We start from the raw sequence: 14,734 nt of genomic DNA on the forward strand, positions 1-14,734 counted from the left end.
GGATCATGTTCATACCAATTTCAGAAAGCGAGGTCGTCGGAAAGCTCGGTACTGGCCGCATGTATCGCGGCCAGGATCGACAGGTCGAGTGGGGTCATCTCCAGGGTACCCCCGCTGATGAAATCCGGATCGTGGGTGCGGTCGGCGACGCCGCTCCACAGCACGCCGCTGTTGCGCAGGTCGATCATCTGGCCGCTGACGCGGGCGTAGCCCTTGGCGTCGCTGATCGCTACGAAACCGAAGTAATTGCGCACGCTGCCGGCGTCGCGCAACTGCAGCAGCAGCAGGCGGTCGATGCCGGCGCTGGCGCGCAGCGCCGCGTAATCGTGGTCGGCGAACTTGTCGTCGCTGCCTGAACTACGCTTGGGATAGTCGTCAGGATTGACCGGCTGCTCCAGGATCCGCACCTGCAGGCCGCGCGCCTCCAGCTTCTTGGCGATGTCGCCGCGCAGCTGGCGGAACTGGCTCAGGTCGAGTGTCGCCAAGCGCTGGTTGAGCTGGTCGGCGACGGCGTCATTGATGACGACGTCGATCAGGCCCTCCTTGCCCTGGCGGTAGGTGCGCGCCGGCGGCAGCGGCGCGGTGGCGTCGATGACGCCGCCGCGCGGATGCGGGATGACGATGCGGCGCGCGAGCAGATGCAGGCGGTTTTGCAGGCCGCCCGGCAGCTGCCAGTTCTCGATGTTGAAATATTTGGGATCGCCGACGATGGGATGGCCGATATGCGCCATGTGGGCGCGGAGCTGGTGGGTGCGGCCCGTCACGGGCTTCAGCGACACCCAAGTCAGCTTGTTGCCGGCGGTCTCGACCACCGCATAATACGTCACCGCGTGGCTGGCGCCCTCGTCGCCATGCTGGGCGATGCGCATGATGGTGTCGTCCTCGCTCTCCTCTTTCGCAAGGAAGGTCGAGATGCGGCCCTGCTTCGGCTTCGGCAGGCCCGGCACCAGCGCCCAATAGACTTTTCTTGCCGAGCGCGAGCGGAACGCGCCGGTGAGATGCGACGCGGCAAAGCGCGTCTTGGCAATCAACAGACAGCCTGACGTCTCGCGATCGATACGGTGCACGAGGCGCGGCTTCTGACCCTTGGAATCGCGCATCACCTCCAGCATCTGGTCGATGTGGCGCGTCATGCCCGAGCCGCCCTGCACGGCGAGACCAGCCGGCTTGTTCAGCACGAGGACGTCGTCGTCCTCGTAGATCGTCATCTCCTTCAGCGCCTTGAGCGTCTTCTGCGCGCCTTCCGAGAGCTCGTCGACGGCCTTCGGTGCGTCGAGCTTCAGCGGCGGAATACGGACGCTCTGGCCCTCTTCCAGGCGGTCCTTGCTGTCGACGCGCTTGCCGTCGACGCGCAGCTCGCCTTTGCGGACGACGCGCTGGATGTGGGAGAACGACAGGCCGGGAAAGCGCGCTTCGAGGAAGCGGTCGACGCGCATGTTGTTCTCGTCGGCCGTGACAGTGACGGTCTGCACCTTGGTCGGCAGCAGCGCCTCGACTGGTTTTGCCGGCGCGGCCCTCTCCGCTTCCGCCTTGGGCGGACGCCGCTCGGCGCGCTCGCCCGCAAAGCGCGGTGGCTTGCTACCGGGCTTGCCGCCCGGACGCGGCCCGGCCTTCTTCGCGCTCCGTGCCTTGAACGGGCGCGATTCCTTGCGCTCATCGCGATCGCGAGGCTTTGGATTCATTCTCTTGATGCGGCGGCTCATGCGGTTTTTCCAAGCTTTCGTGTCGACTGCGTGTTGGCGCGCCGGGGCAGCGACGCAACTTGCGCGCCCACCTCCTTCTCCGCCAGCCGCAGCTCGTATTGCTGTTGCAGATTCATCCAGAATTGCGGGCTGGTGCCAAACCAATGACCTAGGCGCAGAGCCGTATCGGCAGTAATGCCGCGCTGTCCGTTGATGATACCAGTGATGCGATTGACAGGCACATCGATCTGACGCGACAGCTCCGCGGCAGTTATGCCGAGTTCGCGCAGCTCTTCGGCAAGCTGTTCGCCGGGATGAATGGGCGTGCGGGGCATGAGCTTCCTTTAGTGATAGTCGACGATCTCTACATCAGTTGGGCCAAGTGACCCGTCTGGCCAACTGAAGCAGATCCGCCATTGATCATTAATCCGGATCGAGAATTGTCCTGTACGATCGCCCTTCAAGGCTTCCAGCCGATTACCAGGCAACGCTGCCAAATCAGCCAAGCTTGTTGCCGCATCTAATCGATCGAGACGCGTCTCTGCCTGGCGGGCAAATCCCGAGAATTCCTTAACGTGCTGGCCAGCGGCAAATCGCTCGGTGCGCTTGTCGCGGTAGCTGACGATCATACCGCGACCCTAACAAGATTTACGAGTTACGTAAATAGTAAATCTGAGCGAAGCGTCTATTTCGCGCCCCGCTCTTTCCGCAGCTTCGCCCAGTAGTCCAGGCGCTTCCTGATCTCGCGCTCGAAGCCGCGCTCCGGCGGGTCGTAGAAGGTCTGGCGGCCCAGGGCTTCCGGAAAGTAGTCCTGCCCCGAAAAAGCGTCGGGGACGTCGTGGTCGTATTCGTAGCCTGAACCGTAGCCTTCCGACTTCATCAACTTGGTCGGCGAGTTCAGGATGTGCTTCGGCGGCAGCAACGAGCCGGCTTGCTTGGCCACCTGCATCGCCGTGCCGAACGCCGTGTAGACCGCGTTCGATTTCGGCGCGGTGGCGAGATAGACCACCGCTTGCGCGATGGCGAGCTCGCCTTCGGGATGGCCGAGGAAGTCGAAGGCGTCCTTGGCCGCATTGGCGATGACGAGCGCCTGCGGATCGGCAAGGCCGATATCCTCGACCGCCATGCGCACGACGCGGCGCGCCAGGAACAGCGGATCCTCGCCGGCATCCAACATGCGCGCGAGATAATACAACGCAGCATCCGGATCGGAGCCGCGCACTGATTTATGCAGCGCCGAGATCAGGTTGTAATGGCCATCGGCCGACTTGTCGTAGATCGGCGCGCGACGCTGCAGGATGTCCTGCAATTGCGCGGCATTGAAAATCTCGTCCGCGCGCGCCGAGCGCCACACCTCTTCGGCGAGCGTCAGCGAGGCCCTGCCATCGCCGTCGGCCATGCGCACCAGCACCGCCCTCGCCTCCGCATCGAGCGGCAGCCTGCGACCCTCGACCTCCTCGGCATGCGCGAACAGCTTTTCGATCGCGGCGGCATCGAGCGAGCGAAACACCAGGACGCGTGCCCGGGACAAAAGCGCCGCGTTGAGCTCGAAGGACGGGTTTTCCGTGGTGGCACCGACCATGACGACGGTGCCGTCCTCCATGACGGGCAGAAACGAATCCTGCTGGGCGCGGTTGAACCTGTGCACCTCGTCGACGAACAGCAGCGTGCCCTTGCCCATCTCGCGGCGGGCGCGCGCGGCATCGAAGGCTTTCTTCAAGTCTGCGACACCGGAGAAGACCGCGGAGATCTGCTCGAAATGCAGGTCGGTCGCATCCGCGAGCAGCCGCGCCACCGTGGTCTTGCCGGTGCCCGGCGGTCCCCAGAACACCAGCGACCCCAGCGTGCGCGTCTCCAGCATGCGCGTCAGCGCGCCGTCGGGCCCGAGGATGTGATCCTGCCCGACGACCTCCGACAGCGCCCGCGGCCGCAGCCTGTCAGGCAGCGGATGCGGGGCGTCGTGATCGAGCCCCGCCGCGGCAAAGAGAGTTGGCGTCTCCTGTGGTCGCTTCGGACTCATCCGCCCAGCGTGACGTTGATCTGCTGACCGCCGCGTACCAGCGTAATGCGCCAGAGCCGCTGGCTGACGCCTGCCACTTTCTCGAGGTCGCCGGTCTTGCCGATCTTCTGGTTGTTGACGGCCAGGATGATGTCACCCTTCTGGAAGCCGACCTGGGCAGCCGGCGAGTCGTCACCCAGCTCGGTGATCACGACGCCTTCGGTGTCGGCATCGAGATGCAGTTCGTCGGCCACCGCAGGCGTGATGGTCGACACCTTCGCGCCCTGGAACGGCGAGCGCGCGGTGACGACGAGCTCGTTGCGGCCGATATCAGGCGCGGTCTCGAGCGCGATCGTCAGCTTGAGCGGCTTGCCGCCGCGCTGCACGTCGATCTGGGCTGTTCCGCCGATCGGACGGGTGGCGAAGCGATAGTCGAACGCGTTGGGATCGTCCACGACCTGGCCGTCGATCCCGGTGATGAGGTCGGAGGATTTCAGCCCGGCCTTCGCCGCGGGTCCGTTGGGAACGACGCTCGCGACCAGCGCGCCGGTCGGCGAGCGCAGGCCGAGGCTCTCCGCGATCTCCGGCGTCACCGCCTGCAACTTCGCGCCAAGCCATGGCCGCTTGACCGCCTTGCCGCCGCTCTTGGCGGAGGCGACGACGACGCGAACCATGTTGGCGGGGATCGCAAAGCCGATGCCCTGCGAGCCGCCGGAGCGCGAGTAGATCGCGGTGTTGATGCCGGCGAGCCGGCCGTTCATGTCGACCAGCGCGCCACCGGAATTGCCGGGATTGATCGCCGCATCAGTCTGGATGAAGAACTGATAGTCGGTGATGCCGACCTGCGTGCGCGCCAGCGCCGAGATGATGCCGTGGGTCACGGTCTGGCCGACGCCGAAGGGGTTGCCGATCGCCATCACGACGTCGCCGACCATCAGCTCGTCCGAATTGGTGAATTCGAGCGCCGGAAACTTTTCCTTGGCATCCTTCAGGCGCAACACCGCCAGATCGCTGCGGGAGTCCTTCAAGACGATCTCGGCTTCGAACTCGCGCTTGTCCGATAGCGACACCTTCACCTGGTCGGCGCCTTCGATGACATGGACGTTGGTGACGACGAGCCCGGAGGAATCGACGATCACGCCCGACCCCAGCGACCGCTGCACCTGTTCTTGCTGCTGGCCAGGCACGCCGAAGAAACGGCGGAAGATCGGATCGTCCAGCAGCGGGTTGCGGTTCTGCACCACCTTGGCGGCGTAGACGTTGACGACCGCCGGCTGCACCCGCTGCACGATCGGCGCATAGGACAGCCGCAGCTCGGCCTGTGACGAGGGCACGCGACGGTCCTGCGCCGCAGCCGGATTGAAGTGGGCCGAAAAGCCTATGCACAATGCCGTGACGACGGCGGTCCAGGTCGATCGAAACATTCCTACCTCTTGGAAAAGACGCCGGAATATAGGCGCGTTCGCTCCCCAATAGAAGGGCGCCGGGCGGCAATATTCAGCCCCTTTCCGGTGTGTCCCGCCTGCAAGCCTGACGTGCGAAATCACAATCTGCATGGGGCGGTGGATTGGCATGATGCACATCATCCTGCATTCTCGTGCAAGGCGGATTCGGTTGCGGCGAATTTGCATCAGTGGGAACCGCAGAGCCGGGCGCGCACCGTCGCGGGGCAGTCATCGATCACTCTTAGGCTCTCCCGTTGCGACTTGGGGAAGTTCGTCAAAGGATGGAGTCACGACATGAGCAGGACAAGAATAGCAGCCACGGCGATTGGTCTCGCCGGCGTGCTGGCAGCCTCACAGGCCCAGGCCCAATCAGCAAGCAATAGCGAGCAGGAGATCGCACTCCTGAAGCAGCAGTTGAAGATGCTGGAGCAGAAGCTCGACAAGCTTCAGAACCAGACCGCCGCGAACACGGCCGCCACGGCGAAAGTCCGGCAGGATGCGAAAGCCGAGGCCAAGGCCGAAGCGCGCTCGGAAGCGAAGGCAGCTCTCGCCAACGCCAACGCGGCAATTCCGGTCAAGGGTCCGGTGGCCCCGTCAGGCGTCGTGGTGACGATGCCGAACAACCGGCCGACCATCTGCACCGCGGACGAGCAGAACTGCGTTGCCATCACGAGCCGGGTGCATTGGGATGTCGGCGGGTACAATTACCGTCCCGACACGGCGGCGACGACACCGCAGAAGCTCGACAGTGGCGAGAACCTCCGCCGCGCGCGCATCGGCATCGTCGGCAAGTTCTTCGGCGACTGGAATTACGCCCTGATCTATGATTTCGGCGGCTCGGCGGACGGCTTCGGCGGCACCGGCGCCGCCGGCGCCACCCCTGTCGGCTTCCTCCCGGGCGGCGGCACTTCGGGCGTCGAAAATGCCTATCTTAGCTACACCGGCCTCAAGCCGTTCGGCGGCAAGATGGCGGTCGAAGCCGGCGTGATGGACATCGCCTGGACGATGGACGAATCCACCAGCTCCAACGACATCATGTTCATGGAGCGCGCTTCGTCCGGCCTGATCGCGCAAAACATCGCAGCAGGCGACTTCCGTTCGGCGGTCGGCACCCGCTGGTGGAATGACCAGCTCTGGGTGGGCGCCTATGTCACCGGACCGACCACGGGCGCGATCCACTCCGCCTCGAGCGTCTCCCCGCCCGGCAGCAGCGAGCAATATGGCGCGGTCGCTCGTATCGCCGGCAACCCGATCAGTGGCAATGGCTATTCGGTGCACATCGGTGCTGACGCGGAATGGCTGATCCAGCCGCCGCGCAACCTCGTGACGCAAGCGCAGACGCTCACGCTCAGCGACCGGCCCGAGCTACGCATCGACCCGACGACGCTGATCTCGACGGCTGCGATCGCCAACGTCTCCGGGGCGCAGGTCTACGGCGTCGAAGCGGCCGCGATCTACGGCTCGTTCATCGCGCAAGGCGAATATTACTGGTTCAATGTCGACCGCACGGCGAATACGGGCCTGCCGCCGTTCGGCGCCTCGAGCCTGAAATTCGACGGCGGCTACGCGCAAGTCGGTTATGTCCTGACCGGCGAGACCCGCTCCTACAATGCGGCGAACGCTGCCTACGGTGGCATCAAGCCGGCCAATCCCGTCTCACTCACCGGTGGCGGCTGGGGTGCCTGGGAAATCGCCGGACGCGTGAGCCAGATGAACCTGAACGATCAGCTTGCGACCGCGGCCGGCATCGCGGGTGGACGCCAGACCATCTATACCGCGGCGCTGAACTGGTACGTCAACAACAACGTCCGCTTCATGCTCGACTATCTGCATGGCGACATCTCCAAGCAGGCGAGCGCCACCTCCTCGGTGAACACGGGCTCGACGTTCAACGCGGTCGCGATGCGCACGCAGGTCGCGTTCTAACGCGGTCCCTTCCGGGAGCGGCACGCCGCTCCCGGATATCTACGCCGCGCGCTTCGGTTTCCTGACGACCACCGGTGGCGGTGCGCAGGACAGCCGCTGCTGGTGGCTCTCGCCCCACGCTTTCAGAATGTCGATGACCGGCCGCAGGCTCTCACCGAGCTCGGAGAGGCAATATTCCACGCGCGGTGGCACCTCGGCATAGACCTTGCGAATGACGAGCTTGTCCTCCTCCAGCGCGCGAAGCTGCTTGGTGAGCATGCGCTGGGTGATGCCTGGCATCATGCGGCGCAATTCGCCGAAGCGCTGGGTGCCGCTCTGCAGATGATAGAGGATCACCCCCTTCCATTTGCCGTCGATCAGGTCCAGCGTCGCCTCGACCGAACAGCCCGGACGACGGGCAAAATTGCGCCGTTTCATCTGTATTTTCCCAATAGTATCCAAACAGGGACTATATCCCCAAATGTACAGTACTTGCCAAATGGGAGCCAGCGCGACAGTTAAGACGCCAAGCGAATACGCCATCTGATGGAGACAAGCCATGAAGGCCGTCGGCTACAAAAAGTCGCTTCCGATCGAGGATCAGGACGCGCTGATCGATTTCGAGACCGCCAAGCCAGAGCCGAAGGGACGCGACATCCGCGTCGCCGTGAAGGCGATCTCGGCCAATCCAGTCGATTACAAGGTGCGCAAGCGCGCCGCGCCGCCCGAGGGCGAGACGAAGATTCTGGGCTATGACGCCGCCGGCATCGTCGACGCCGTCGGCCCCGAAGTCACGCTGTTCAAGCCGGGTGACGAGGTGTTCTACGCCGGCTCGATCCTGCGCCAGGGCACCAACTCCGAATTCCATCTGGTTGATGAGCGCATCGTCGGCAACAAGCCGAAGTCACTCTCGTTCGCGCAGGCCGCAGCGCTGCCCCTAACCTCCATCACCGCCTGGGAATTGCTATTCGATCGTCTCGGCGCGGTCCCCGGCAAGAGCGTCGATCCGCGCACGCTGCTGATCACCGGCGGCGCCGGCGGTGTCGGCTCGATCCTGATCCAACTCGCGCGACGCCTCACCGGCCTCACCGTGGTTGCGACCGCGACGCGGCCGGAATCGCAGACATGGTGCCTTGATCTCGGCGCGCACACGGTGATCGACCACGGCAAGCCGATGAAGGAGCAGATCGAGAAGCTCAAGCTGCCGCCGGTCGCGCTGGTCGCAAGCCTCACCTTCACCGATCAGCACTACAAGGGTATCGCCGAGTTCATGGCGCCGCAGGGCCGCTTCGGCCTGATCGACGATCCCCCGGAATTCGCCATGAGCACATTCAAGGGCAAGGCGATCTCGGTGCACTGGGAATCGATGTTCACGCGCTCCTCGTTCCAGACGCCTGACATGATCGCGCAGCATCACCTGCTGAACGACGTCGCCGATCTCATCGACAAGGGCGTGCTGCGCACCACGCTCGACCAGACCTTCGGCACGATCAACGCGGCCAACCTCAAGCGCGCGCACGCGTTGCTCGAGAGCGGCAAGTCGCGCGGCAAGATTGTGCTGGAGGGGTGGTAGCCGAGACGGTCTCGTAGGGTGAGCAAAGGCGCCTTGCGCCGTGCCCACCATCTCGCAATGACGTCGACAGAGGGTGGGCACGCTGCGCTTTGCCCACCCTGCGATTTTTGCGGCTATCGCAAGATCCCCGACAACGCCGCCAACAGCCGGTCGGTCTGCTCATCCGTGCCCACGGTGATGCGCAGATAGTCGGAGATGCGAGCCGCACAAAAGTGGCGGACGATCACGGCCTGCTCCCGCAGCGCCGCCGCTAGCTTCGCCCCCTCATGGGCGGGATGGCGCGCGAAGACGAAATTGGCCAGCGAGGGCAGCACTTCGAAGCCCGCTTCCTTCAATCCGCGGATCAGCCGCACCCGGCCCTCGATCACGCGACGGCGGCTCTGCTGGAAATAGTCCTCGTCCTCGAGGGAGGCGATCGCACCGGCCTGGGCGGGCCGGCCGAGCGGATATGAATTGAAGCTGTCCTTGACGCGCGTCAGCGCGTCGATCAGAGCGGCATCGCCGATCGCATATCCGACCCGAAGCCCGGCCAGTGCGCGTGACTTGGACATGGTCTGCACGACCAGGAGATTGCGATGGGACGCGGCCAGCGGAATCGCGGTCTCCGCGCCGAAATCGACATAGGCCTCATCGACGACCACGGGCACATCAGGATGCGCGTCCAGCAAAGTCGCGATCTCGGCGCGTGACAGCGCGATCCCCGTCGGCGCGTTCGGATTGGGGATAATGATCGCGCCAGCCTGTCGACGATAGTCCGCAACGCGAATCTGCATGGCCTGATCGAGCGGCACTGTCTCGTAGGCAATGCCGAACAGACGGCAGTACACCGGATAGAAACTGTAGGTGATATCGGGAAACAGCAGCGGCGCGTCATGCTTGAGCAGCGCGACGAAGGCATGCGCCAGCACCTCATCCGAACCGTTGCCGACGAACACCTGCTCGGGTCTCACGCCGTGATAGGTGGCAAGAACCTCCCTCAGCGTCGTCGCCTGCGGGTCCGGATAGAGACGCAGCGTATCGGCCGCCGCGTCACGGATCGCCTGCAGCGCCCGCGGCGACGGACCGAGCGGGTTCTCATTGGTGTTGAGCTTGACCAGATCCGCCATGCGCGGCTGCTCGCCCGGCACATAGGGCTTCAACTCATGCGTCAGGCTGCTCCAGAAACGGCTCATCTTTCCTCCCCCTCACGCGGACGCGTCGCCCGCTCGACAAAGCCTTTCGCGAGCGCGTGATAGATCCCCTCCTCGCAGATCATCCGCGAGACGAAATGTGCGATCAGCGCGGCCGCCATCAGGGGCACGACCATGCCGTGATTGTCGGTCATCTCGGTCACGATCACGAAGGCGGTGATCGGCGCCTGCACGACGCCGGCGAAATACGAGACCATGCCGAGCAGCATGATCGCACCGAGCGGCGCGTCGTGGAAGAATGCAGCGACGTTGCTGCCGATGCCGGCGCCGATGGCGAGCGAGGGCGAAAAAATGCCGCCCGGTATGCCGCTGATCGCGGCGAAGCTCGTCGCCAGAAGCTTGAGCACGCCAAAATCCTGCGGCAGCGGGGTTCCGTGATCCAGCGCCGCTTTCACCTGAACGTACCCCGTGCCGTAGATGGTGTCGCCGGACACCAGGCCGCAAATCGCGACGGCGAAGCCGCAGGCAAAAGCGAACAACAGCGGATGGCCCTTGATCGCACGCCCGAGCGGGTTCTTGAAACCGCGAGCCATGGCGATGACGAGACGGCTGAACAGGCCGCCGGCAAGGCCGCCGACGACGCCGCAGGCCGGAACGGCCAGCCAGTCGGCGCCACGCGCCAGCGACATCGCGCTGCTGCCGAAATAGGCGTAATTGCCGGCCAGCGCGAGCGACGTCAGGCCGGCCGCGATGACGGCGGCAATGATAAGACTGGATGTGCGGGTTTCGAACGCACGGCTCATCTCCTCGATGCCGAAGACGATTCCCGCGAGCGGCGTGTTGAAGGCCGCGGCGACGCCGGCGGCCGCACCGGCCAGGATCAATCCGGGCTGGCGGCGCGGCGAGACGCGACCGAGCGCGAACATGATGGAGGCGCCGACCTGAACGGTCGGCCCTTCCCGCCCGACGGAGCCGCCGCACAACAGCCCAAACAGCGTGAGGATCATCTTGCCGATCGCGACCCGGATCGAGACCAGGCTCTCGCGCGCTGCCTGATCCGTCAGATGCCGCGCGGCGATCGCCTGCGGGATGCCGCTGCCCTGGGCATTCGGAAACAGGCGGAGGGTCATATAGGCTGAGAGCATGAAGCCGAGTGGCGTCACCGCCAGCACGGCATAGCGCGACTTGGCCAGCAGAAGCGCAAAGGCGTACTGCGCGAGATCAGCGAGTTGCGCCAGCGCCACGGCTGCCGCGCCGACCCCGATCCCACCCAGCAGAAAAATCGCCCGCCGCTGCCAGCGCGCGGAGATCAGCCTGAACAGGCGTTTGTGGCGAGTCGAGAGGGGCCAGAGCATGGAGGCCCCGTTTTAGCCCGTCTCGCCACGAATGAAAGGGGGCGCAAGCCAATGAAAGGGCGCACAAGAGCAGAGCAGCTAGGCTGGAACTCCGCCCCCAAGCCCGATCGCAGCCTTAAGCGATGGTGTTGACGATGCCGCCTTCCGCCCGCAACGCCGCGCCGTTGGTTGCCGATGCCTCCTTCGAGGCGACATAGACCACCATGTTGGCGATCTCGTCGACACTGGCAAAACGCTGGATCAGCGAGCTCGGCCGGTGCTGCCTGACGAAATTGGCGGCGGCCTCATCGACCGATTGTCCGTTCTGCTTTGCGAGATCCTTCACGAAGGTCTCGACACCCTCGGACATGGTCGGGCCCGGGAGCACCGAGTTCACGGTCACATTGGTCCCCTGGGTGAGCTGCGCGAGGCCACGCGCGACCGCGAGCTGGGCTGTCTTGCTCATACCGTAGTGAATCATCTCGGCGGGAATGTTGAGCCCGGACTCCGAGGAGATGAAGACGATGCGGCCCCAGTTGCGCTTCAACATGCCCTGCATGTAGGCGCGCGAGAGTCGCACGCCGCTCATCACATTGACCTCGAAGAAGCGGCTCCAGTCCTCGTCCGGAATCTCGAAAAAGCCCTTCGGCTCGAAGATGCCGGCATTGTTGATGAGGATGTCGACCTCGGGCAGTGCAGCGACAACCGCCTTGCAGCCCGCTGCGGTCGAGACGTCAGCGGCGATGCCCCGCACCTTGGCACCCGTCCCTTCCAGCTTGCGCACGGCGGCATCGACCTTTTCCTGGCCGCGCCCGTTGATCACAACACTGGCGCCGGAAGCAGCAAGGCCCTTGGCGATGGCGTGGCCGATGCCCGCGGTCGAGCCGGTCACGAGGGCAGTCTTTCCGGAAAGGTCGATCCTCATCAGTCAATCTCCATTGCTGTTGACGGACATATCGTGCGTTGCCGAGCAGCTTCAATCGTCCCTCACCGATGCGTGAGGGTTCAGCTTTTCGGCGGAAGCGTCCGGACGAACGCGACGATGGCATCGAGATCCTGGGCCGTCATGGTGGCGTAGCCAGCATAGGCCATCGGCGGCTTGAGCTTGCGACCGTCGCGCGCGACGCCTTGCGTAATCGCACGTTTGATTTCGTCATCGCTCCACTGCCCGAGGCCCGCCGCGGGATCCGAGGTGATGTTCGGCGAGACGGATTCACCCCACGGGCCTTTGAACGTTCGACCGCCCTTGCCGCTGGCAGCAGCGAAATCGTGCACCACGGACGGCCCTTCCGGCGTGTGGCACTCCAGGCAATGCGCGATGGTCAGGAGATAGCGGCCGCGATCGAGCTTGTCGGACAGCTCCGCCTCGGTCGCCTGCTTGCCGGCATAGATCGGCATCTCCGGCTTCAGCGCGATCCTGTATTCCGGCGCGGGCGTCTCGCGGTGCACTGACGGCACCGAGCGCAAGTAAGCCGTGAGCGCATCGAGATCGCGCCCCGTGAGCACCGTGTAGAAGATGGTCGGCATGATCGGCGCAACGGTCGATCCATTCGGCCTGATACCGCTGACGAGGAAATGTTTCAGCTCGGCATCGCTCCAGTTGCCGATACCGGTGTCCTTGTCCGGCGTGATGTTGGACGCGGTGACCTTGAAGGCGGGCTCGTCGAAAGTCTGCCCGCCAGAGAGCATCCGCGTCATGTCGAGGCCCTGCGGCCCGCGCGGCGTGTGGCAGTTGTTGCAGACCATCACGCTGCCAACGAGATAGGCACCGCGCTCGACCAGCGTCTCGGCTGATACAGGCGACATCAGCAGCGCCAGCGCGACCCAACAGGCCACCCTCATCGAAACCTCCAATCAAAATGCATTCGTCAAAAAACATCGTGCGCAGCATGAGAAATGGCTGCGGGATACAAAAAAGCGGCACCCAGGGGCGCCGCTTTTGAAACGCTGATGTCGAGTTGGCTTACGCCGCCTCGGCTTCCTTCGCCTGCACCGGACCCGAGTCCTGGCCCTTGGCATCGACGTCGCGATCGACGAACTCGATCACGGCCATCGCCGCATTGTCGCCGTAGCGGAAGCCCGCCTTGATGATGCGGGTGTAGCCGCCCTGTCGATCCTTATAACGGGGCGCCAGCACGTCGAACAGCTTCTTGACCTGATCCTTGTCGCGCATCTCGGAGATGGCCTGGCGGCGCAGGGACAGGCCGCCCTTCTTGCCGAGGGTGACGAGCTTCTCGACGATCGGACGAAGCTCCTTGGCCTTGGGCAGCGTGGTGACGATCTGCTCGTGCTTGATCAGCGCGGCCGCCATGTTGGCGAACATCGCGCGGCGGTGCTCGGCCGTGCGGTTGAGCTTCCGATGAACCTTGCCGTGACGCATGTGTATAGTCCTTATTTAAAACTGCCGCGACGGTTCGTCGGACATGTTGCTCAGGTGGGCTGCCTGCGTTCGCCCTGGACGGTCATTCCGGACGGCGCGAAGCGACGATCCGGAATCTCGAGGTTCCCGGTTCGATGCTCGCGCATCGCCCCGGAACGACGAATTCTCAGTAGTGATCTTCGAAGCGCTTGGCGAGTTCGTCGATGTTCTCCGGCGGCCAGCCCGGCACTTCCATGCCGAGGTGCAAACCCATCTGAGCCAGCACTTCCTTGATCTCGTTCAGCGACTTGCGGCCGAAGTTCGGGGTGCGGAGCATTTCCGCTTCGCTCTTCTGCACGAGGTCGCCGATGTAGACGATGTTGTCGTTCTTCAGGCAGTTGGCCGAACGAACCGACAGCTCGAGCTCGTCCACCTTCTTGAGGAAGGCCGGGTTGAAGGCGAGGTCCGGGATGATCTCCTGGGCGACTTCCTTGCGCGGCTCTTCGAAGTTGACGAACACGTTGAGCTGATCCTGCAGGATGCGGGCGGCGTAAGCCACCGAGTCATCCGGCGAGATCGCGCCGTTGGTCTCGATCGTCATGGTCAGCTTGTCATAGTCGAGGATCTGGCCCTCGCGGGTGTTCTCGACCTTGTAGGAGACCTTGCGGACCGGCGAATACAGGCTGTCGACCGGGATCAGGCCGATCGGCGCGTCTTCGGGACGGTTGCGCTCGGCGGGCACGTAGCCCTTGCCGGTCGAGACCGTGAACTCCATGCGGATCTCGGCGCCCTCGTCGAGGGTGCAGATCTGCAGGTCCGGGTTGAGCACGACGACGTCGCCCACGGTCTGGATGTCGCCGGCGGTGACGACGCCCGGGCCGGACTTCTTCACGACCATGCGCTTGGGGCCTTCGCCCTGCATCTTGATCGAGATGTCCTTGATGTTGAGCACGATGTCGGTGACGTCCTCACGGACGCCAGCGATCGAGGAGAACTCGTGCAGCACGCCGTCGATATGCACCGACTGCACCGCTGCGCCCTGGAGCGAAGAGAGCAGGATGCGGCGCAGCGCGTTGCCGAGCGTCTGGCCGAAACCGCGCTCGAGCGGCTCCGCGACGATGGTCGCGAAACGCGAGGAGTCGCTGCCAGGCGTAACCTGGAGCTTGTTCGGCCGAATCAGTTCTTGCCAATTTTTCTGGATCGTCACTGTTTCACCCATACAGGCCAGTCGATTTGAAAATTCAAATACTGGCGTTGGAGAAAGGCCGCAGACCAAGCCCGCGGCTTCTTAAAAAGAGCATCGCGGG

The 14,734-nt window shown here is 64.2% G+C and carries 13 protein-coding genes and 1 pseudogene; 2 read left to right on the top strand and 12 right to left on the bottom strand.

All coding sequences use genetic code 11. From position 1 onward, the window contains the following. Positions 1-566: 566 nt before the first annotated feature. The 5 genes and pseudogenes from Q0687_RS04665 to Q0687_RS04685 all read right to left on the bottom strand — a co-directional run. A pseudogene (locus Q0687_RS04665) lies at positions 567-1,703 on the bottom strand (RluA family pseudouridine synthase); the annotation flags it as partial. After that, positions 1,700-2,017, bottom strand: coding sequence for a HigA family addiction module antitoxin (locus tag Q0687_RS04670; protein WP_298872893.1), 318 nt, complete (start codon positions 2,015-2,017; stop codon positions 1,700-1,702). The gene Q0687_RS04670 and the pseudogene Q0687_RS04665, both read right to left, overlap by 4 nt. A gap of 9 nt (positions 2,018-2,026) precedes the next feature. Beyond that, positions 2,027-2,311: a type II toxin-antitoxin system RelE/ParE family toxin gene (locus Q0687_RS04675; protein WP_298872896.1), complete on the bottom strand. Its 285-nt coding sequence runs from the start codon at positions 2,309-2,311 to the stop codon at positions 2,027-2,029. 56 nt (positions 2,312-2,367) lie between these two features. Then, complete coding sequence (locus tag Q0687_RS04680; RefSeq protein ID WP_298872898.1) at positions 2,368-3,702, bottom strand: replication-associated recombination protein A; 1,335 nt, start codon at positions 3,700-3,702, stop codon at positions 2,368-2,370. Further along, a complete protein-coding gene (locus Q0687_RS04685) occupies positions 3,699-5,105 on the bottom strand; it encodes a DegQ family serine endoprotease (protein ID WP_298872900.1) in 1,407 nt (468 codons plus the stop codon). Before Q0687_RS04685 ends, Q0687_RS04680 begins: the two co-directional genes overlap by 4 nt. A 315-nt stretch (positions 5,106-5,420) precedes the next feature. Between Q0687_RS04685 and Q0687_RS04690 the strand changes: the two genes are divergently transcribed. After that, entirely contained in the window at positions 5,421-7,052 is a 1,632-nt protein-coding gene (locus tag Q0687_RS04690; protein ID WP_298872902.1) for an OprO/OprP family phosphate-selective porin, read from the top strand. A gap of 39 nt (positions 7,053-7,091) precedes the next feature. Here Q0687_RS04690 and Q0687_RS04695 read toward each other — a convergent pair whose 3' ends face one another. Then, positions 7,092-7,469, bottom strand: coding sequence for a helix-turn-helix domain-containing protein (locus tag Q0687_RS04695; protein WP_298872904.1), 378 nt, complete (start codon positions 7,467-7,469; stop codon positions 7,092-7,094). Between the two features lie 121 nt (positions 7,470-7,590). Here Q0687_RS04695 and Q0687_RS04700 point away from each other — a divergent pair, with 121 nt between their 5' ends. After that, positions 7,591-8,604 (top strand): zinc-binding alcohol dehydrogenase family protein, encoded by a 1,014-nt coding sequence (locus Q0687_RS04700; protein WP_298872905.1) that lies wholly within the window; start codon positions 7,591-7,593, stop codon positions 8,602-8,604. Between the two features lie 113 nt (positions 8,605-8,717). Here the strand turns inward: Q0687_RS04700 and hisC are convergent, their stop codons facing one another. The 6 genes from hisC to Q0687_RS04730 form a co-directional block, all read right to left on the bottom strand. After that, the gene (gene hisC / locus Q0687_RS04705) at positions 8,718-9,776 is read right to left on the bottom strand and encodes a histidinol-phosphate transaminase (RefSeq protein WP_298872907.1); all 1,059 of its coding nucleotides are present in this window, start codon (positions 9,774-9,776) and stop codon (positions 8,718-8,720) included. Beyond that, positions 9,773-11,089, bottom strand: a complete 1,317-nt coding sequence (locus Q0687_RS04710) for a chloride channel protein (RefSeq protein ID WP_298872909.1) — start codon at positions 11,087-11,089, stop codon at positions 9,773-9,775. The genes hisC and Q0687_RS04710 overlap by 4 nt, the downstream gene beginning before the upstream one ends. Positions 11,090-11,204: 115 nt before the next feature. Further along, positions 11,205-11,993, bottom strand: coding sequence for an SDR family oxidoreductase (locus Q0687_RS04715; RefSeq protein ID WP_298872911.1), 789 nt, complete (start codon positions 11,991-11,993; stop codon positions 11,205-11,207). A gap of 80 nt (positions 11,994-12,073) precedes the next feature. Next, positions 12,074-12,910 (bottom strand): c-type cytochrome, encoded by an 837-nt coding sequence (locus tag Q0687_RS04720; RefSeq protein WP_298872913.1) that lies wholly within the window; start codon positions 12,908-12,910, stop codon positions 12,074-12,076. 121 nt (positions 12,911-13,031) lie between these two features. Beyond that, positions 13,032-13,448: a 50S ribosomal protein L17 gene (rplQ, locus tag Q0687_RS04725; protein WP_298872915.1), complete on the bottom strand. Its 417-nt coding sequence runs from the start codon at positions 13,446-13,448 to the stop codon at positions 13,032-13,034. A gap of 166 nt (positions 13,449-13,614) precedes the next feature. Next, positions 13,615-14,646: a DNA-directed RNA polymerase subunit alpha gene (locus tag Q0687_RS04730; protein ID WP_220005479.1), complete on the bottom strand. Its 1,032-nt coding sequence runs from the start codon at positions 14,644-14,646 to the stop codon at positions 13,615-13,617. Positions 14,647-14,734: the final 88 nt, after the last annotated feature.

This window comes from uncultured Bradyrhizobium sp. (genome assembly GCF_936928535.1).
Lineage (GTDB): Bacteria > Pseudomonadota > Alphaproteobacteria > Rhizobiales > Xanthobacteraceae > Bradyrhizobium.

Excerpts from the sequence above, each read along its gene's own strand:
- Q0687_RS04685 (WP_298872900.1), bottom strand. The coding sequence starts at position 5,105 with ATGTTTCGATCGACCTGGACCGCCGTCGTCACGGCATTGTGCATAGGC.
- Q0687_RS04730 (WP_220005479.1), bottom strand. The coding sequence starts at position 14,646 with ATGGGTGAAACAGTGACGATCCAGAAAAATTGGCAAGAACTGATTCGG.
- Q0687_RS04670 (WP_298872893.1), bottom strand. The coding sequence starts at position 2,017 with ATGCCCCGCACGCCCATTCATCCCGGCGAACAGCTTGCCGAAGAGCTG.
- hisC (WP_298872907.1), bottom strand. The coding sequence starts at position 9,776 with ATGAGCCGTTTCTGGAGCAGCCTGACGCATGAGTTGAAGCCCTATGTG.
- Q0687_RS04720 (WP_298872913.1), bottom strand. The coding sequence starts at position 12,910 with ATGAGGGTGGCCTGTTGGGTCGCGCTGGCGCTGCTGATGTCGCCTGTA.
- Q0687_RS04690 (WP_298872902.1), top strand. The coding sequence starts at position 5,421 with ATGAGCAGGACAAGAATAGCAGCCACGGCGATTGGTCTCGCCGGCGTG.
- Q0687_RS04675 (WP_298872896.1), bottom strand. The coding sequence starts at position 2,311 with ATGATCGTCAGCTACCGCGACAAGCGCACCGAGCGATTTGCCGCTGGC.
- Q0687_RS04695 (WP_298872904.1), bottom strand. The coding sequence starts at position 7,469 with ATGAAACGGCGCAATTTTGCCCGTCGTCCGGGCTGTTCGGTCGAGGCG.
- Q0687_RS04710 (WP_298872909.1), bottom strand. The coding sequence starts at position 11,089 with ATGCTCTGGCCCCTCTCGACTCGCCACAAACGCCTGTTCAGGCTGATC.
- Q0687_RS04715 (WP_298872911.1), bottom strand. The coding sequence starts at position 11,993 with ATGAGGATCGACCTTTCCGGAAAGACTGCCCTCGTGACCGGCTCGACC.
- rplQ (WP_298872915.1), bottom strand. The coding sequence starts at position 13,448 with ATGCGTCACGGCAAGGTTCATCGGAAGCTCAACCGCACGGCCGAGCAC.
- Q0687_RS04700 (WP_298872905.1), top strand. The coding sequence starts at position 7,591 with ATGAAGGCCGTCGGCTACAAAAAGTCGCTTCCGATCGAGGATCAGGAC.
- Q0687_RS04680 (WP_298872898.1), bottom strand. The coding sequence starts at position 3,702 with ATGAGTCCGAAGCGACCACAGGAGACGCCAACTCTCTTTGCCGCGGCG.